General features: G+C 41.0%; 12 protein-coding genes. 4 read left to right on the top strand and 8 right to left on the bottom strand.

Going from position 1 to position 15,729, the window contains the following annotated elements; all coding sequences use genetic code 11:
• The first annotated feature begins 663 nt into the window (after positions 1–663).
• The gene (locus tag QSE00_RS13520; protein ID WP_286106347.1) at positions 664–3,522 is read left to right on the top strand and encodes a TonB-dependent receptor; all 2,859 of its coding nucleotides are present in this window, start codon (positions 664–666) and stop codon (positions 3,520–3,522) included.
• 115 nt (positions 3,523–3,637) lie between these two features.
• On the opposite strand, the gene QSE00_RS13515 is transcribed toward QSE00_RS13520, so the two are convergent.
• Positions 3,638–4,057: an OsmC family protein gene (locus QSE00_RS13515; protein WP_110357519.1), complete on the bottom strand. Its 420-nt coding sequence runs from the start codon at positions 4,055–4,057 to the stop codon at positions 3,638–3,640.
• 669 nt (positions 4,058–4,726) lie between these two features.
• On the opposite strand from QSE00_RS13515, the gene QSE00_RS13510 reads away from it, so the two are divergent.
• Positions 4,727–4,858, top strand: coding sequence for a hypothetical protein (locus tag QSE00_RS13510; RefSeq protein WP_258364888.1), 132 nt, complete (start codon positions 4,727–4,729; stop codon positions 4,856–4,858).
• Between the two features lie 131 nt (positions 4,859–4,989).
• Here the strand turns inward: QSE00_RS13510 and QSE00_RS13505 are convergent, their stop codons facing one another.
• The 3 genes from QSE00_RS13505 to QSE00_RS13495 all read right to left on the bottom strand — a co-directional run bounded on the left by QSE00_RS13505 (position 4,990) and on the right by QSE00_RS13495 (position 8,405).
• Positions 4,990–5,928, bottom strand: coding sequence for an EamA family transporter (locus QSE00_RS13505; RefSeq protein WP_110357520.1), 939 nt, complete (start codon positions 5,926–5,928; stop codon positions 4,990–4,992).
• Positions 5,929–6,147: 219 nt separating this feature from the next.
• Positions 6,148–7,845, bottom strand: coding sequence for a DUF2207 domain-containing protein (locus tag QSE00_RS13500; protein WP_286106345.1), 1,698 nt, complete (start codon positions 7,843–7,845; stop codon positions 6,148–6,150).
• Entirely contained in the window at positions 7,845–8,405 is a 561-nt protein-coding gene (locus QSE00_RS13495; RefSeq protein WP_110357522.1) for a LemA family protein, read from the bottom strand. Before QSE00_RS13495 ends, QSE00_RS13500 begins: the two co-directional genes overlap by 1 nt.
• Before the next feature lie 243 nt (positions 8,406–8,648).
• On the opposite strand from QSE00_RS13495, the gene QSE00_RS13490 reads away from it, so the two are divergent.
• Together QSE00_RS13490 and QSE00_RS13485 are read left to right on the top strand one after the other, a co-directional pair.
• Positions 8,649–9,359 (top strand): pirin family protein, encoded by a 711-nt coding sequence (locus QSE00_RS13490; protein ID WP_286106344.1) that lies wholly within the window; start codon positions 8,649–8,651, stop codon positions 9,357–9,359.
• A 134-nt stretch (positions 9,360–9,493) separates the two neighbouring features.
• Positions 9,494–10,966: a c-type cytochrome gene (locus tag QSE00_RS13485; protein WP_286106343.1), complete on the top strand. Its 1,473-nt coding sequence runs from the start codon at positions 9,494–9,496 to the stop codon at positions 10,964–10,966.
• 118 nt (positions 10,967–11,084) lie between these two features.
• Here the strand turns inward: QSE00_RS13485 and QSE00_RS13480 are convergent, their stop codons facing one another.
• The 4 genes from QSE00_RS13480 to QSE00_RS13465 all read right to left on the bottom strand — a co-directional run bounded on the left by QSE00_RS13480 (position 11,085) and on the right by QSE00_RS13465 (position 15,638).
• On the bottom strand, positions 11,085–12,644 hold the full coding sequence (locus QSE00_RS13480) for a DEAD/DEAH box helicase (protein ID WP_286106342.1): 1,560 nt from the start codon (positions 12,642–12,644) through the stop codon (positions 11,085–11,087).
• 178 nt (positions 12,645–12,822) lie between these two features.
• Positions 12,823–13,815: a UDP-3-O-(3-hydroxymyristoyl)glucosamine N-acyltransferase gene (gene lpxD, locus QSE00_RS13475; RefSeq protein ID WP_110357526.1), complete on the bottom strand. Its 993-nt coding sequence runs from the start codon at positions 13,813–13,815 to the stop codon at positions 12,823–12,825.
• Positions 13,816–14,010: 195 nt separating this feature from the next.
• Complete coding sequence (locus QSE00_RS13470) at positions 14,011–14,226, bottom strand: VF530 family protein (RefSeq protein ID WP_286106341.1); 216 nt, start codon at positions 14,224–14,226, stop codon at positions 14,011–14,013.
• Between the two features lie 53 nt (positions 14,227–14,279).
• The gene (locus QSE00_RS13465) at positions 14,280–15,638 is read right to left on the bottom strand and encodes a DEAD/DEAH box helicase (RefSeq protein WP_286106340.1); all 1,359 of its coding nucleotides are present in this window, start codon (positions 15,636–15,638) and stop codon (positions 14,280–14,282) included.
• Positions 15,639–15,729 lie beyond the last annotated feature (91 nt).

The raw sequence follows: 15,729 nt of genomic DNA, 5'->3' as shown, positions 1-15,729 counted from the left end.
GGTTGAAATACTAAACGAGTGTTTGAAAAAGAAAAATGAATCTAATTTTATCTACCCAAGAATTTAGTAGCAGCAATAGTGATTACAGGTCAATGCGCAACTCTTAAAACTTCAACAAATATAAGGCTAGTATTTCAAATAATTTAATTTCCTCCACCAATTTTTTATTCCTATTGAATAAAAGGTATTAAATCTCAGGGCAAGCCTGTCTGCCGACAAAGGCAGGCCTGTCTGCCGACAAAGGCAGGCCCATAACCCAATAATGGGAATCGACCCTAGGGTAGAGGTATTGATCCTAGATCCCGCCGAAAAGGGCGGGATTAGTTCAACTTGCAATTTTAAGTGCGTCCTACCGACTTCTTAAAATTGAGTTTCACTAATAGGGATCGGCCCCAGGGCCGAGCTAGTGGACCTGGATCCCGCCGAAAAGGGCGGGATTAGTTCAACTTGCAATTTTAAGTGCGTCCTACCGACTTCTTAAAATTGAGTTTCACTAATAGGGCCATGTACTTTCATTTAAAAGACCACATCTACGTTTCATTCAACACACCCCTTCATACAACCCTCTTTTTTAAGCAATTACATCAATTTTTGGGAATTTTTCCTACAATTCGTTTCAGAAATGCTTAACTTCTAAGCATATTAACTCAAAAATACTCACATATGAAAAAGCATTACCTTATTGCTATGATTTTCCTTTTGGGGATGGTAGGTATTACCAACGCCCAAATAAAAGGAACAGTTTTGGATGAAGAGGGTAATCCGTTGCCCGGGGCATCCATTGTAATCAAAGGAACCACCACAGGTACAACTACGGATTTCGATGGCAACTTTACCATTGAGGCTTCCATGGGCGATATTTTAGTGGTTTCCTATATTGGATTCGAGACCTTGCAGTTAACGGTCAATAATACCGTCATGGACATACGTCTTACTTCAGGTGTCGCCTTGTCCGAAGTCATTATTGTTGGTTCGCGTAATCCCAATAGAACGGCCACTGAAAGTACCGTACCTGTAGATGTTATAGACATGAAGGAGCTTAATAATGTGGCGCCGCAGGTAAATCTGAATCAGATATTAAATTATGTGGCACCATCTTTCACCTCCAATACCCAGACCATTTCGGACGGAACAGACCATATTGATCCGGCATCTCTTAGAGGATTGGGGCCCGATCAAGTTTTGGTCTTAATTAATGGCAAAAGAAGGCACACCTCCTCATTGATCAATGTTAACGGTACCTTTGGTAGAGGAAGCGTGGGAACTGATTTGAATGCCATCCCTGCCGCTGCCATACGACGTATAGAAGTGTTACGGGACGGTGCCGCTGCACAATATGGTTCAGACGCTATAGCCGGAGTTATCAATATCATATTGAACAAAGATGTAAATGAACTCACTACTACCGTTACCACAGGAGCCAATTTCACCAAAAACGCCAATGACCAAACCGGGGGTGTGGATGGAGAAACAACCAACATATCGGCTAGTTACGGAATACCACTTGGGGACAATGGTGGATTTATAAACCTGTCCGGAGATTTTGACGTACGGGAGGAATATAGCCGAATGAAGGAGTGGGAAGGTTCTATTTTTAATCTGTACAATACAGTTGAAAGAGTAGCCAATTCAGATGGATACGACATTGCCAATCTTCTGGATGACGATGTAGCCGATGTAATCCAGTATGCAGACCAAGCAGGGATTGATCGAAATGGAGCTAACACCAAAGAGGATTTAAGAACTATTCTTAGTGCAGATGCAACCACTGCGGAATTGGCGGCCAGGGGCCAACAAAGAAGCGATTACAATATGAGGGTAGGACAATCCGCCTTGCGTGGTGGCCGCTTATTTGCCAATTTCTCCTTACCCTTGGATGATTTAGGAACAACGCTATACTCCTTTGCCGGAATCAGTTCCAGGACAGGTAATTCCGCTGGATTTTATAGGTTGCCCAACCAAAGCAGGACCTATACTCCTGCCTATATCGACGGCTTTTTACCCGAGATCAATTCCAATATCAAAGATCAATCCATATCATTGGGAATCAAAGGTATGGTTGGAGATTGGAGCGTTGATTTGAGCAATACCTATGGAAAAAATTCATTCTTGTACACTATCGGAAATACCTTTAATGCCTCTATGCAAAATGCATCCCCCACATTTTTTGATGCCGGTGGGTTCTCTTTTCTTCAAAACACCTCCAATTTGGACATAACACAGTTTTTTGAGGATGTCATGTACGGATTGAACATTGCCTTTGGTGCAGAGTATAGGGTAGAAAATTATGATATTGTTGCAGGGGAAGAGGCGTCCTATGCCCAATATACTGCCAATGGACAACGTATAACCTTGGCATCCCAACAACCTTCCCAAGATTTCTTTGGCGCTTCCAGACCTGGTGGCTCCCAAGTGTTTCCAGGTTTTGCTCCGTCCAACGAATTATCTAGGGGAAGAAGCAGTGTAGCCGGCTATTTTGATGTAGAGGCCGATTTTTCAGAAGCGTTTTTGGCCAGTTTCGCTACCCGATATGAAAATTACAGCGACTTTGGAGGTACCATCAATTTTAAACTGGCAGGAAGATTCAAGGCTACTGATAATCTAAATATTCGTGCAGCTCTGAATACAGGCTTTAGGGCGCCATCCCTCCACCAGATCAATTTTAATTCCACCTCCACTATTTTTGACAACCAAGGTAACCCACAGGAAGTAGGGACCTTTGCCAATGATAGCAGGGCCGCCAAACTATTGGGCATTCCACAGTTGAAGGAGGAAACCTCCCAAAGTGTAAGTTTGGGGCTTACCGCCAAAATTCCGGAAGCCAATATTACCGTGACCGTAGATGGATATTTTGTAAAAATCAATGATCGTGTCGTCTATACCGGTCAGTTTTCTGGACCTGGTACAGGTACAGAATTGGACAACCTGCTAAGACAGGCCAATGCTACGGCGGCCTCCTTCTTTGCCAATGCGATTGATACCGAATCCAAAGGCTTGGATGTAGTAGTCACCCACAAGACCGATTTAGGAGCCAATTGGAGGTTAAAATCGGATTTGGCAGGAACTTTCTCCAAAACCAAAAAAGTAGGGGACATAAATGCCTCTGATGTTCTAAGGAATGCAGGATTGATCGATACTTACTTCCCCGAAGATAGCAGGGTTTATTTGGAGGAGGCAGTACCAAGGACCAAAATAAACCTTTCCAATAGCCTTACCTCGGATAAATTTATCATTTTCCTTAGAAATGTGTACTTTGGAGAGGTAACCGAAGCAACCACAACGCTGGCCAACCAACAGGTGTTCGGCACTAAATTGGTAACAGATCTTTCTGTAGGCTATAAAGCAACGGATGCCCTAACTTTTACTATTGGAGCCAATAATTTGTTGGATATTTATCCGGACAGGGCCAAGGACGAATTTGGTAATCGCAGCGATGGCCGTTTCGATTGGTCGCGCAGGGCACAACAATTTGGCATTGGAGGTAGGTTCCTTTTTGCTCGAGTGAATTTTACACTTAAATAAACCCGTAATATTTACATTCATCAAAAAAAGGAAAAGCCACCATGTAGTGGCTTTTCCTTTTTATGGTTACACCTTGAACATTTATTTATGGTTCGGACCATAAATACCAATTGTCTTAACCTTGCAGGTCCACCTCCAAGATTATGTTTGTTTTCAACAATTTGGAAATAGGACAAATTTCCTTCGCCTTTTGGGCCACTTCCTTAAATTGTTCCAATTTGATTCCCGGTACCGTACCACTAAGACTTAAAGTTATCTGTGTTATACTCCCATCCTCAAAATTTACCTTGGCAGCTGTATCCAAATTGGTCGGCGTAAAACCGGCCTCTCCCAACAAAAAACTGAGCTGCATGGTAAAGCATCCGGCATGGGCCGCTCCAATAAGTTCTTCAGGGTTGGTACCCTTGCCATCTTCGAACCGTGACTTAAAGGAATATTGGGTATCCTTCAAGATGGTACTTTCCGTAGTCAAGGTACCCTTACCATCCTTACCGCTACCTTGCCAGTTTGCACTTGCCTTTCTCGTGAATTTCATACCTACTTATTTTAAGTTATTGCAATCTTTTATTAATCCACTTCCATGTATGCCCCCCCTTCCCTGTACAACAAAATGGACCTTCCCTAAATATTGGTAAATCCTACTTCATATACTGTTGAACGGTGAAGCACATTAACCTCTAAGATATTAAATAGCTAATTATAATTTACCAAAATTCACACATTTCCCTTAGTGTTTCTTGCATGCCACATAAGTTGAACTATTTTTCTTCAGGTCCACTAAAACAAAAAAATAGTCAAATGACTGATATTCAGTTAATTAAAATAAATTTCTCTCCTGTATCCAAGGTATTAATGTTAAATATTGCTTAAAACGGTACTATTTTATACATAGTACTGTAACAATTCCATCAATCTATCGTCTCCTAGTAGTACATCAATTAATCATACATAAAAGAATATTATGGAAACAATTAACAAACATTTGGTAAAACAAACATTGGAATCTTCAAAAAGTAGAATTTGGAATAACAAAAGAAGGTACAATTAGCATATCGCAAAAAAACAATTTAAACATCAATTAAAAATCAACATCATGGAAAAAGTCAATAAGCATTTCGTTAAACAAACAATTGAAAACTCTAAAAGCAACATTTGGAATACCAAAAGGCGTTTCAGGTAATTAAAAAACCTTAAAACAATAATCATGAAATCATTCATCCATAAATCACAATCAGAATCAACTAACTTTCAGTTGACCGGGGAAAGTATCCTAATGGTAAATTTTAAAAGTATCAAGAAAAACCGTTGGGCCGAGCGCAGAATCTATTTAAATTAATTACCATTGTTCACAGTGAAAAGGTTCTATAATTAAGAGCAGTTGATGTGGTATCACCTGCTTTTTTTTATATCAGTTCATCCTACCCCTTTAGCTTTACCCAAGAGTAAGGTGGTACAATTAAAACGGCCCTAATCCTCTTTGGGCGAAAACCGACTTGAAAATCTAGAAAACAAGACCAATTTTTTTCTGGTATTGATAAAATAGACCCCGGTCAGAAGCACTATAGCAGCAATGGTGGACTGGGTAGTTATCTGTTCATCCAAGAAAAACCAACCCAGTAAAAGTGCTATTATCGGGTTTACATAGGTGGAAGTCGCTACCTTTTCGGGTGATACCACTTTTAATAGATAGTTGAACGCGGTAAAGGCAACTATACTGCCCAGAATTATAAGAAACAGCATAGAATATTGTACCGGACTACTCCAAGTTGTAGGAAGGGTCCAAGTTTCCCCAATAAGCAAGCTTCCCACCATTAGAATGATTCCCGCTGTAAACATTTGAAATCCTGTATTGACAAAATAATTCTTGGGTAGATCCGCCTTGGCCACAAACAAACTGCCATATGCCCAACTAACCATACAGCAAAATATCATGACCATCCCCAATACCGAGTTCTCTTGACTTATAATTTGGTTTTGGCTCACCAATAAATAGATCCCCAAAATGCCAATAATAACCCCTACCACAGACATGGTCTGAATCTTTTTTCCTTCCAGTATCCGCATTAACAATAAAATTACCAGAGGTTGTGCCGCTATTTCCAAAGCTGCAAAACCGCTGTCTACGTATTTCAGTGCCCATACAACAAAACCATTCCCAAAAGCAAGGAATAAAAATCCTGCAACAATGGAATTTAATAATTGCCTTTTAGTGATGGTCATTGGAATCCCCATAATCTTACACAGTAAAAAAATTAAAATTCCAGCCACCGAAAACCGCACAGAAGCCAACATAAAGGGAGGTAATTCATGTACAGCGATCTTATTCATTAGGTAAGTAGAGCCCCAAATAACATATATGGCAAAAAAAGCGAGTACTATTAGAAGTGTATTTTGGGATTTGGACATAAAAATAGCTTTTCCAATGAACCACAAAAGTAAGTATAACTTTTATTAATTATGCCCATCCAGGATGCCATATTATGGCAATAATCCACTAATACCGTCCCTGGTCTCCCCAAGTTCCAATCCTAAAAGTTTAGTCACTTATGTAGTTTGCTAAAACAATAGGCAAAGAACAGGCCTACTGCTTTAAATTGTGGCCGTATACATCGCTAACCCTCCTGTTTACCAGCTACCGCCACCGCCACCGCCAAAACCACCGCCAGAAGAACCGCCACCACTAGAGCTTCCACTGCTGGAAGGGGAACTCACCATATTCGATTTTGTGCTTGACATGGTCTTGGAAAAGGATTTGGAAAACTGATTCATTGTAAAACTACTACTTGAAGTAGAGGTATACCAGTTAGGGGGGGGTATATTTAGATTGCGAAACTTTTTGGCCCATTGATCAAACAAACCAAAGGCCAGTGCGTACCCCAGGGTATTCTCAAAGTAATGCGGGTCCTCCTTCAAAAGCATCTTTAATCTGTTTTCCTCCGCTACCTTAATAAATTTTTTAAATCCCTTTAATTCGGAAAGTAACTCATTGCCCTTCGCATTCTTTTTTACCATAAATCGATTGACAAAAATAAGTATCACACAGACAACTACGATGGCCACTGCTGCCAAAGGCCCCCAGAGGAACAAACCTACCAAGGTAAGTCCGATCGCCAAAACTATCAAAGCCACATACATAATGCCCTGCATTTTTTTGGACTCCGCTTCGTAATAGGGCTGTGCACTTTCCTTTAACTGGCTGCGCGCCTTTATCATTTTGGTATAAAAGGTATCCTTTAAACTACTTACCAGTACTTCGGTACCAACCACATTGGCATTGTCACCAAACAGGCCCTTGAATATTTCCAATTCATAGGTAGGGGAATCCATTGGCAAGGATTGCAGCCGAATAATTTTGGTGTCCTTTGATCCAAAAAGGCCCTTTTTGGGAATTTCTTCCAGTCTTATAAACCCTTTTGACCCCCAATAGGGTATTAAGGCTATCAAATCGGCATTGTCATCCTTATCGTTGATTAAAAACCCAACCATGGCAGGATCCAAACCGTCAGGCGGAAAATAACTGGTGGCAGCAATGACACGTTGGTCCTTGCCAAATTTCCACCATACCCTAAAAAAGGCAAAAAGCATTATCCCGATCAGGAACACCCAGCCATAATTATCCCAAAAAGGCCAAAAGGGCTTTTCCTCTTCAACTGAACCTAACGGAAGATTCATCAATACCGTAACACTCTCTCCGGGGTGGGATACAAAGCCCGCCTTGCTTGTTCCGGAAAATTCATTATCCGTAAAATATAATTGCATGTCCGCTGAAGTTGTAGAAGTACCCCTCTCCCCTGCGTACACAAAGCTATTTTCTTTGCTGGGAAATACATTGTCCGGAAGCCTAATGGTAAAACTGACTTGGTGAAAATTGGCCAACCAATCCTCTGGTTTGATGTTCCAATAAAACCGGATTTGCGTATCCTCAAAAAGAAAGGCATTATGGACCCGATATTTAATTTCGTAATGCTGGGGACCAACCAGGGTAATATCCTTATCCCCAATTTTGATTTCCAAATGGTCCTGCATCTTTTGTACAAAATCGAATGGCGCTTCAAATTTGTAATCGGGAACGTTTATCTTACCAATCTTAATCTTTCGGGTAGATTGGTTACCCTTGGAGTCGACAAGGTCATATTTTGTTTGGATAGTCCTATAAATTCCATGTTTGGGAATTTCAAAGTTAAGATCGTAGTTTTCAACCACATCAAAATAACCTTCCTTATGAACCGTGATGTCGACAGCGTAATTTTTAACCGTAAAATCCTGGGCCCAGCCCGTGTGGATAGTTACAAGAAATAAAAATAAACAATAGGTATTTTTCATTAAGAGAAATCTACTTTTACATTCGCTCTACTAGCCTCCTCCGCTTCAAAATAATCGAAATGTTGATATTTAAATAAACTGGCCACCAATACCCCTGGTACACTTTCCCCATAAGTATTATTTTCCCGCACTGAACCATTATAGTACCTTCTGGCGCGTTCCAGATTTTCTTCAATTTCGTTTAACTTTTGTTGCAGATCCAAATAATTGGCGTTGGCCTTAAGATCTGGGTAGGCTTCCCCTAAGGCAAATATACTTCTCAAACTTTGTTGAAGTTGATTCTCTGCCTTTATTTGGGCATTGATATCCCCGGAAGGGACTGCCATAGCAGCATTTCTGGCATTTATTACAGCCTCTAAGGTCGATTTTTCATGTTTGGCATATCCTTTTACGGTCTCCACCAAATTTGGTATTAGATCGTACCTTCTTTTTAAAGCTACATCTATGTTGCTCCAAGCATCCTTGACCAGGTTTCTAAGTGTGGCAAAGCGATTGAAAATATTTACTAAGAACAAGGCTATCAAAGCTAGGATTCCCAAAAAAATAATTAATGTAATCATGGTCCGGTTTTTAGATGTTACAAATATGGTTCACTAAGTTACTTTATTTTTTTGTTCATTCAATAGGCCATTTATCAAATTAGGGGAAACATGGAAAAATTTAAATTAAAAAACTTTATTGTTTCCTTGCCGGGAGAAGGAAGCTTATCTCGAAAATAACAGCAGGCGTGAGAATTACTTATCATAGGTCAATGTGCATAAGCCATAGGAATCTTAATTTTGAGGAAACAAAAAAAAGATATCATGAAAACTATACTACATAAAGCAGACAGCAGAGGACATGCCGATCACGGTTGGTTAAATTCATACCACAGCTTTAGTTTTGCCAATTATCACAACCCCGAGCGAATGAACTTTGGGGTTCTCAGGGTTCTAAACGATGATACTGTCTCTGGCGGGCAGGGCTTCGGGCAACATCCTCACAAGAACATGGAAATCATTTCCATTCCCTTGAAAGGGGATTTGGAACATAAGGATAGTATGGGCAATACCACCGTTATCAAAGAAGGTGATGTTCAGGTGATGAGCGCAGGAACCGGTGTTTTTCATAGCGAGTATAACAAAAACAAAAATGAAGAAGTTAAATTTCTGCAGATTTGGGTATTTCCAAAAACACAAAATGTAACTCCTAGATACGACCAGATTTCTACCCGTGATCTGGCCACAAAAAATTCCTTTTACCAAATTCTTTCACCCGAAAAAACAGAGCAAGGAGTCTGGATACATCAGGATGCTTGGTTTTCCATGGGGGATTTTGAGGCAGAAATCACTTCAACTTATACTTTAAACAATCCCGCTAATGGATTGTATTTATTTGTACTGGAAGGGGAAATAACTATTGAAGACCAAATACTACAGAGACGTGACGCCATGGGTTTGTGGGATACGGACCATATCAACCTTACCGCCAAAGCAGCCAGCAAGATATTATTAATGGAAGTTCCATTGGCATAACGGCCAAACCCCACCAACCAATACACTACATTCTGCTTTTTAGCGAAGTGGTTGGTGGTTTGTCGAATTTAGTGCACTTCCAAGGGCATTTACCTTAATTTAAGGGTAATTTTACTATGCACAAAACCTGTATTTTGAAAAAAATCAAACTCCTGTTCGCGGTAGCAACCATTATTCCCATTGCCTTGTCATGTTCCAAAGAGGGCAAGGAGGAACTTTTGGATATTGTAATCAAGGAACAACCGGCAGATCAACCGACTGAAGAGCCTGGTGTGCAAGAACCTATTATTGAAAGTAGCCCGCTCCCCAACAACCCGCAAAGAACCGGGGATGCCGCAGCTGGATACGAATATTTAATTTCAGGCGATTATATGAGTTCCGGAATTCCCTATGACGCCTTTCTATTGGGGAGCGATGTAAGTCCCGATAACCGTCTCAATAGAACGGGAGACAACGCAAACCTGCCCTACGATTACACAGCAATAACCGCTGATAACGGAACAAGGGTGGTTGCGCCCAATTGTATGGCATGCCACGCCTCTACCATAAACAACCAATTTATAATTGGGCTAGGGAGTCATGATGCCGATTTTACAGTAAACAGGGCTGGCAATATAACTTTGTTGAATTCAGGTATAAGAGCATTATACGGTGGGGAGGAGAGTCCGGAATGGAAGGCATACGAACAATTCAGGAAAAGCATAATGGCCATTGGCCCCAAGACAATTACAGAAACCAAAGGTGCCAATCCCGCCGATAAAATTACCCAGGTATTGATAGCACATCGGGATAAAAACACATTGGATTGGGCAGACACACCATTGGTGGAAATACCGGATGAGGTGATCCCTTCAGATGTGCCCGCATGGTGGCTGTTAAAGAAAAAGAATGCCATGTTTTACCACGCCATAGGCCGACTTGATTATTGCAAGTCGTTTATAGGCTCCAGCCTTCTAACCCTGGGGGATGCAACCAAGGCGGTTGAAATAGACACTAAAATGGTAGATGTATTGGCCTACATACAGACTTTGGAAGCTCCTGAGTATCCATTTCCCATAGATTCGGATTTAGCGCAGCAGGGCAAACAACTGTTTGAAAATACTTGCGCAACCTGTCACGGTACCTATGGGGACAACCCAACCTATCCTAATTTACTCGTAACCTTAAAGTCGGTTGGAACCGATCCGGAATTATCCAACCATTACACACAATCTTCTCCCATGAACGATTATTTTATGGATTGGTTCAACACGGGATGGTTTGGCACCAATGACAATAGCCTGGAAATAAAGGCAGAAGGCGGCTATATTGCCCCACCTCTGGATGGCATATGGGCTACTGCCCCATACTTCCATAATGGATCGGTGCCTACCCTGGAAGACGTCTTGAACAGCAAGAACAGACCCACGAGATGGAGCAGGTCTTTTGACAATACCGATTACGATCAATCAAAAGTGGGTTGGATCTATTCCAGCGAACAGACCAAAGTTGACGAGAACACCTACGATACCACTTTAAAGGGATATGGAAATTCTGGCCACATCTTTGGCGACCAATTGACCAATTTAGAAAGGTCTGCACTAATAGAATATCTAAAAACGCTGTAATTCAACATTTTATAGCTACCGATTTAAATCAATACAACAACTTTATCCCTCTTTCATTTAGAAGAACCAACTAGCGTATATACGGATGTTTTCCAGTGTCCAATGAGCACGGCCAGCCTTATTCCTCCGGTGGCCTGCCATGAATATCTTCGTAAATAGTATCGAAGTTTTGGCGCAAATGTGTGCTTAATTTTTTGTGATAATCATCTGTTAGCCACTTAAGAAAGTTGTAAGTGCTTTTGCTAATGCACTTGGCATAACGCTGAATTCTATCATCTATATCCGGACCCAACATCTTGGCGAGCGCAAGGGCATCATAAACATCCTCACTGTTTTCCACGCATATTCTGGCATGTTGTGCAATAGATCGCTCCAATACCACCTTTGACGTCTCCCCATTTTTAATGGAATCCACATAGGTTTCCTTTATATCGAAATAAACATCCTCGGATTTGGCAAATTCCGCACGCAAATCTTCGGGCATCTCCCATTTGAAATTGCCTTCCAACTCCTCATCACTCAAAAGTCGCTCTGCATAAAAATTGGGCGACTTAAATATGGTCTGCCAGTCCAAATCCGCTCCCCATGGACCAAAGCGATGGAAATTGTTACCCAGGTCAATTACCGAGAAGGAGGATTTATTGTTCAAAATTCTTGAACCCCTACCTATCATCTGATAGTACAGGGTTAAGGATTTGGTGGCCCGGTTCAAAATAATGGTATCTATGGTAGGTTCATCAAACCCTGTGGTCAAAATACTTACGGAGGTTAAAATGGCGTTAGGTGTCATGCTAAACCACTTTAAAATGGTTTTACGCTGTTTTTTGGTAGCAGTATTATCCAAATGGGCAATAGGATATCCCGCTGCCCTAAAGGTCTCGTAAACATGCAGGGAAGTATTTATTCCATTATTAAAAATCAAGGTCTTTTTTCCTTTGGAATGTTTCTCATAAGCCTCCAACAGCTTACTGAGCATTTGGCTGTTGTTATAAAGGTCTTCTGAGGATTTAACGGTGTAATCCCCATTGGACCCAACCTCCAAAGAGGTTAGTCCCATATTGTAGGAGTAGAAATCGGCTCTGGCCAAAAATTCGTTTTCAATAAGCGCTTCAATGGTTTCCCCTACGATCAATTCATCATAATTGTCTTTCATGGGCAAATCCTTATTGGAGCTCAAAGGCGTTGCGGTAACCCCCAAGACAAAGGAATTCTCAAAAAACTTGAACAATTTTGTAAAGGAGTTGTAGTGCGCCTCATCAATAATTACCAATCCAACATCGGAAATATCCAGTTTATCGTCTTGTAACCGGTTGTTCAAGGTCTCCACCATGGCCACAAAACAACTATATTCTTCCTGGTCGTCCAAGTTGGCTTTACTATCCACCACTTTGTTGGTAACCCCAAAACTGGTCAACATGGTAGATGTTTGTTTGCAAAGCTCTATACGGTGGGTCATGATCAGCACCTTCTTATTATGGTGCTTGAGGTATTGCCTCACGATTTCCGAAAAAATAACCGTTTTACCACCGCCAGTAGGCAATTGATACAAAAGATGATAATCATCCGGAGCGGTTTCGAATTTATCAAAAATTTGATCTATAGCTCCTTTCTGATAGCTGTACAGCTCCTTATCCGTTTTTCTTTCTACAATAGCACTGGCAATCAAAGTCTCCGACATAATCTCTTTTTTGGACTGCAAAACTAAGCCCTTTGTTGGGTGTTTAACGAATATTTTTGGAAAATTTAGGGAATAATTTTATTTTATTTCATTGTCGGACCCCTTTAAGGCCGCTATTGCATTAAACTATTCAATGAAATACCTAGGCCCCTACGGTACACTGTTGCCAATGGCAACTCTAATTCTTGGCAAGGTTTCTTAGCGCCACCCATTGCTTGAGCATTTCCCTTGAATCCGTGGCCGGGTACCCCAATACGGTTTTTCCTGGAAGCACATCGCTCATTACACCGGAACCTGCCCCCACTACGGCGCCCGAATTAATAGTGGTATGATCTTTTATGGAAGCACTCCCTCCTATTATTACGCCATCGCCCAAAGTAACCGAGCCAGCCAAACCACTGTGCCCGGCCATAATACACGATCTTCCCAGCACACAATTATGGGCTATTTGAACCAAATTATCTATTTTACAACCATCACCCACTATGGTGGAACTAAACTTGCCTCGATCAACACATGAATTGGCCCCAATTTCCACATAATTGCCAATCACCACATTTCCTATTTGCGGTATTTTCACCAATCCCCTACCATCATCACTGGGCCTATAACCAAATCCATCCGCGCCAATACTGACATTGGTATGGAAAATACAATTATTCCCTATTACACTACGCTCCCTGATAACGGTTCCGGACCAGATCACGGTATGATGACCTATGGTAGTTTCATCAAAAACAGTAACATTGGGATACAGGATAACCCCATCCCCCAAAACTACATTTTTACCCACATAACTACCTGCTCCAATTTTGCAACCCTTACCCAAAACGGCAGTCTCGTGCACTTCGGCCCGTGGGTGGATTTCTTCCAATAATTCAGGAGGTGCTGGTTGAAACGCCTCCAGCAATTTGGCCATGGCCAAATCTGCATTTACCACCTTAATAAAGGCCCTGCCCTCGCCGGGCAGTATTTTTACCGCATTGGACACTATGGCGGCACTGGCGCCGCACGAATCCCATTGCCGTGCATATTTATTGCTGGAGATAAATGTAATTTGTTGGTCTTTGGCCCTATTTATTTGTTCGGCACCAATGATTGGTTTGCTATAACTACCTATAAGTTCCCCGTCCAAGAGCTCACTTATTTCTGCAACAGTAAATGATTTCATATAATATTTTCATTTTTGTTTTATTGCTAAAACACCGATTAATTTTCTACTTTATATTGGAATATAGCGTTAATTAACAAACTAAACCGCCAACTTTCAACGCAACAGGCATAAAAATCAAATTTAAAGAAAAAAAATTGTTGGCTAAGCTTGATTATTTGCCCTATGGCCTGGTAGTGACAACACCCTGCCCAACTATTGCCTTTTCGACTTTAAATACAATTGCTCTACCTTATCCCGCGCCCATGGGGTCTTCCTTAAAAATTTTAGACTGGATTTAATAGAGGGGTCCTGATTAAAGCAGCGTATATTGATTCTTGCCCCCATTTCCTCCCAACCGTATTGGGCTACTAGGGAGTCCAACATATTGGCCAAGGTAATACCGTGCAAAGGATTCTTTTCGTTAAACATTTAAAGCAAAATATTAAATAAATATAATCATATAATTTATCTACAGTTGATTACTATTTTCTTTTTTTGTTTTTTTTCGAAAATATTTTATCTCCCCTGGTGATCGGTTTTTTATATTTCTTTGCGATTTCCCTTTTGTAGGATCCTCCTTGGTTTATCTTTTTGTTTTTATCCGATTTCTCATGAAAGGCAGCACCACGCCCCTCTTGTTGGGACGCACCCACAGGATTGTTGTGTTCCAGATTCTTTGGACGTTCCTCCGGTGCCAGTTCTTCGGAAATTTTCACCTCTTCCGGAAACGCCAATAATGGAATTTTGTAATCCATTAATTTTTCAATGGCATTTTTAAACTCCTCCTCTTTCTCTGTATACAACAACAAGGAGTTCCCTTTTTTCTCCGCTCTACCGGTCCTACCTATACGGTGCATATAGTTCTCTGGATATGTAGGGGTATCAAAATTGATTACATGGGTAATCTGCTCCAGATCCAAGCCCCTGGACATTACATCGGTAGACACCAAGATCCTATTTTTACCTTCATCGAATTGCTTAATGGACCTAATTCTATAATTCTGAGTTTTATTGGAATGAATTATGGCCGCCTCATCGCCAAAATCCACCTGGAGGGCTTCAAACAACCTGTCGGCACTTCTCTTATTGGAAACAAAGATCAATACCTTTTTATAGACGGTTTTATCCTTCAACAGAAAGATCAACAAGTTTACTTTGGTGTAATAATTTTGAACGGCATAGGCAACTTGTTCGATGTTTTCCAAGGGGGTTCCACTAACGGCTATCGATACTTTTTCCGGTGCAATAAAAAAGTCCTCTATTAATTGGGAAACCTCCTCTGTCATGGTAGCAGAGAACATGATATTTTGTCTTCTCTGGGGCATTAATTCAAAAATATTGGTAATCTGGAAACGAAAACCAAGATCCAACATAACATCTACCTCATCGATCACCAATTTCTTGATATCCCTTAGCTTGACCGTCCTGTCCAGCGTAAGGTCATATAATCTGCCAGGGGTAGCCACCAAGATATCACACCCTTGGGCAACTGCCTGCCTCTGCGTATTTATATTTGCTCCCCCATAAATACCGCAAACCCTAACACTCATATACTTGGAATAAGCTTCTATATTGGCCACCACCTGCAGCACCAGTTCCCGTGTGGGCACCAATATCAATATTCTGGGATTGATTTGTTTCGAAAATTTCAACTCCTGCAAAAGTGGCAACATATAAGCAAAAGTTTTCCCGGTACCTGTTTGCGCAATCCCTATAATATCCTTTCCCGACATGATTACGGAAAAGGCCTCTTGTTGGATAGGGGTTGGTACATTAAAGCCCAAATCCTCTATGGCATAATGTAATTGTTTTGATATATTAAAATCCGAAAAAGTGCTCATCCCCAATATTTTTCAACAAAGGTATAGTTTATAATCCTGATTACTATCCTTTTCCCAATTGTTGCCATGAATCAAAGTCCTAATTGGATTC

This window comes from Arenibacter flavimaris (assembly GCF_030291335.1).
Classification (GTDB): domain Bacteria; phylum Bacteroidota; class Bacteroidia; order Flavobacteriales; family Flavobacteriaceae; genus Arenibacter.
The sequence above is the reverse complement of the archived record's forward strand: the minus strand, read 5'-3'. Positions and strand labels throughout refer to the sequence as shown.

What these genes read in the sequence shown, in the direction of transcription:
- QSE00_RS13470 (WP_286106341.1), bottom strand. Translation starts at nt 14,226, where the DNA reads ATGTTTAACGAAAAGAATCCTTTGCACGGTATTACCTTGGCCAATATG.
- QSE00_RS13515 (WP_110357519.1), bottom strand. Translation starts at nt 4,057, where the DNA reads ATGAAATTCACGAGAAAGGCAAGTGCAAACTGGCAAGGTAGCGGTAAG.
- lpxD (WP_110357526.1), bottom strand. Translation starts at nt 13,815, where the DNA reads ATGAAATCATTTACTGTTGCAGAAATAAGTGAGCTCTTGGACGGGGAA.
- QSE00_RS13520 (WP_286106347.1), top strand. Translation starts at nt 664, where the DNA reads ATGAAAAAGCATTACCTTATTGCTATGATTTTCCTTTTGGGGATGGTA.
- QSE00_RS13505 (WP_110357520.1), bottom strand. Translation starts at nt 5,928, where the DNA reads ATGTCCAAATCCCAAAATACACTTCTAATAGTACTCGCTTTTTTTGCC.
- QSE00_RS13465 (WP_286106340.1), bottom strand. Translation starts at nt 15,638, where the DNA reads ATGAGCACTTTTTCGGATTTTAATATATCAAAACAATTACATTATGCC.
- QSE00_RS13510 (WP_258364888.1), top strand. Translation starts at nt 4,727, where the DNA reads ATGAAATCATTCATCCATAAATCACAATCAGAATCAACTAACTTTCAG.
- QSE00_RS13490 (WP_286106344.1), top strand. Translation starts at nt 8,649, where the DNA reads ATGAAAACTATACTACATAAAGCAGACAGCAGAGGACATGCCGATCAC.
- QSE00_RS13500 (WP_286106345.1), bottom strand. Translation starts at nt 7,845, where the DNA reads ATGAAAAATACCTATTGTTTATTTTTATTTCTTGTAACTATCCACACG.
- QSE00_RS13480 (WP_286106342.1), bottom strand. Translation starts at nt 12,644, where the DNA reads ATGTCGGAGACTTTGATTGCCAGTGCTATTGTAGAAAGAAAAACGGAT.
- QSE00_RS13495 (WP_110357522.1), bottom strand. Translation starts at nt 8,405, where the DNA reads ATGATTACATTAATTATTTTTTTGGGAATCCTAGCTTTGATAGCCTTG.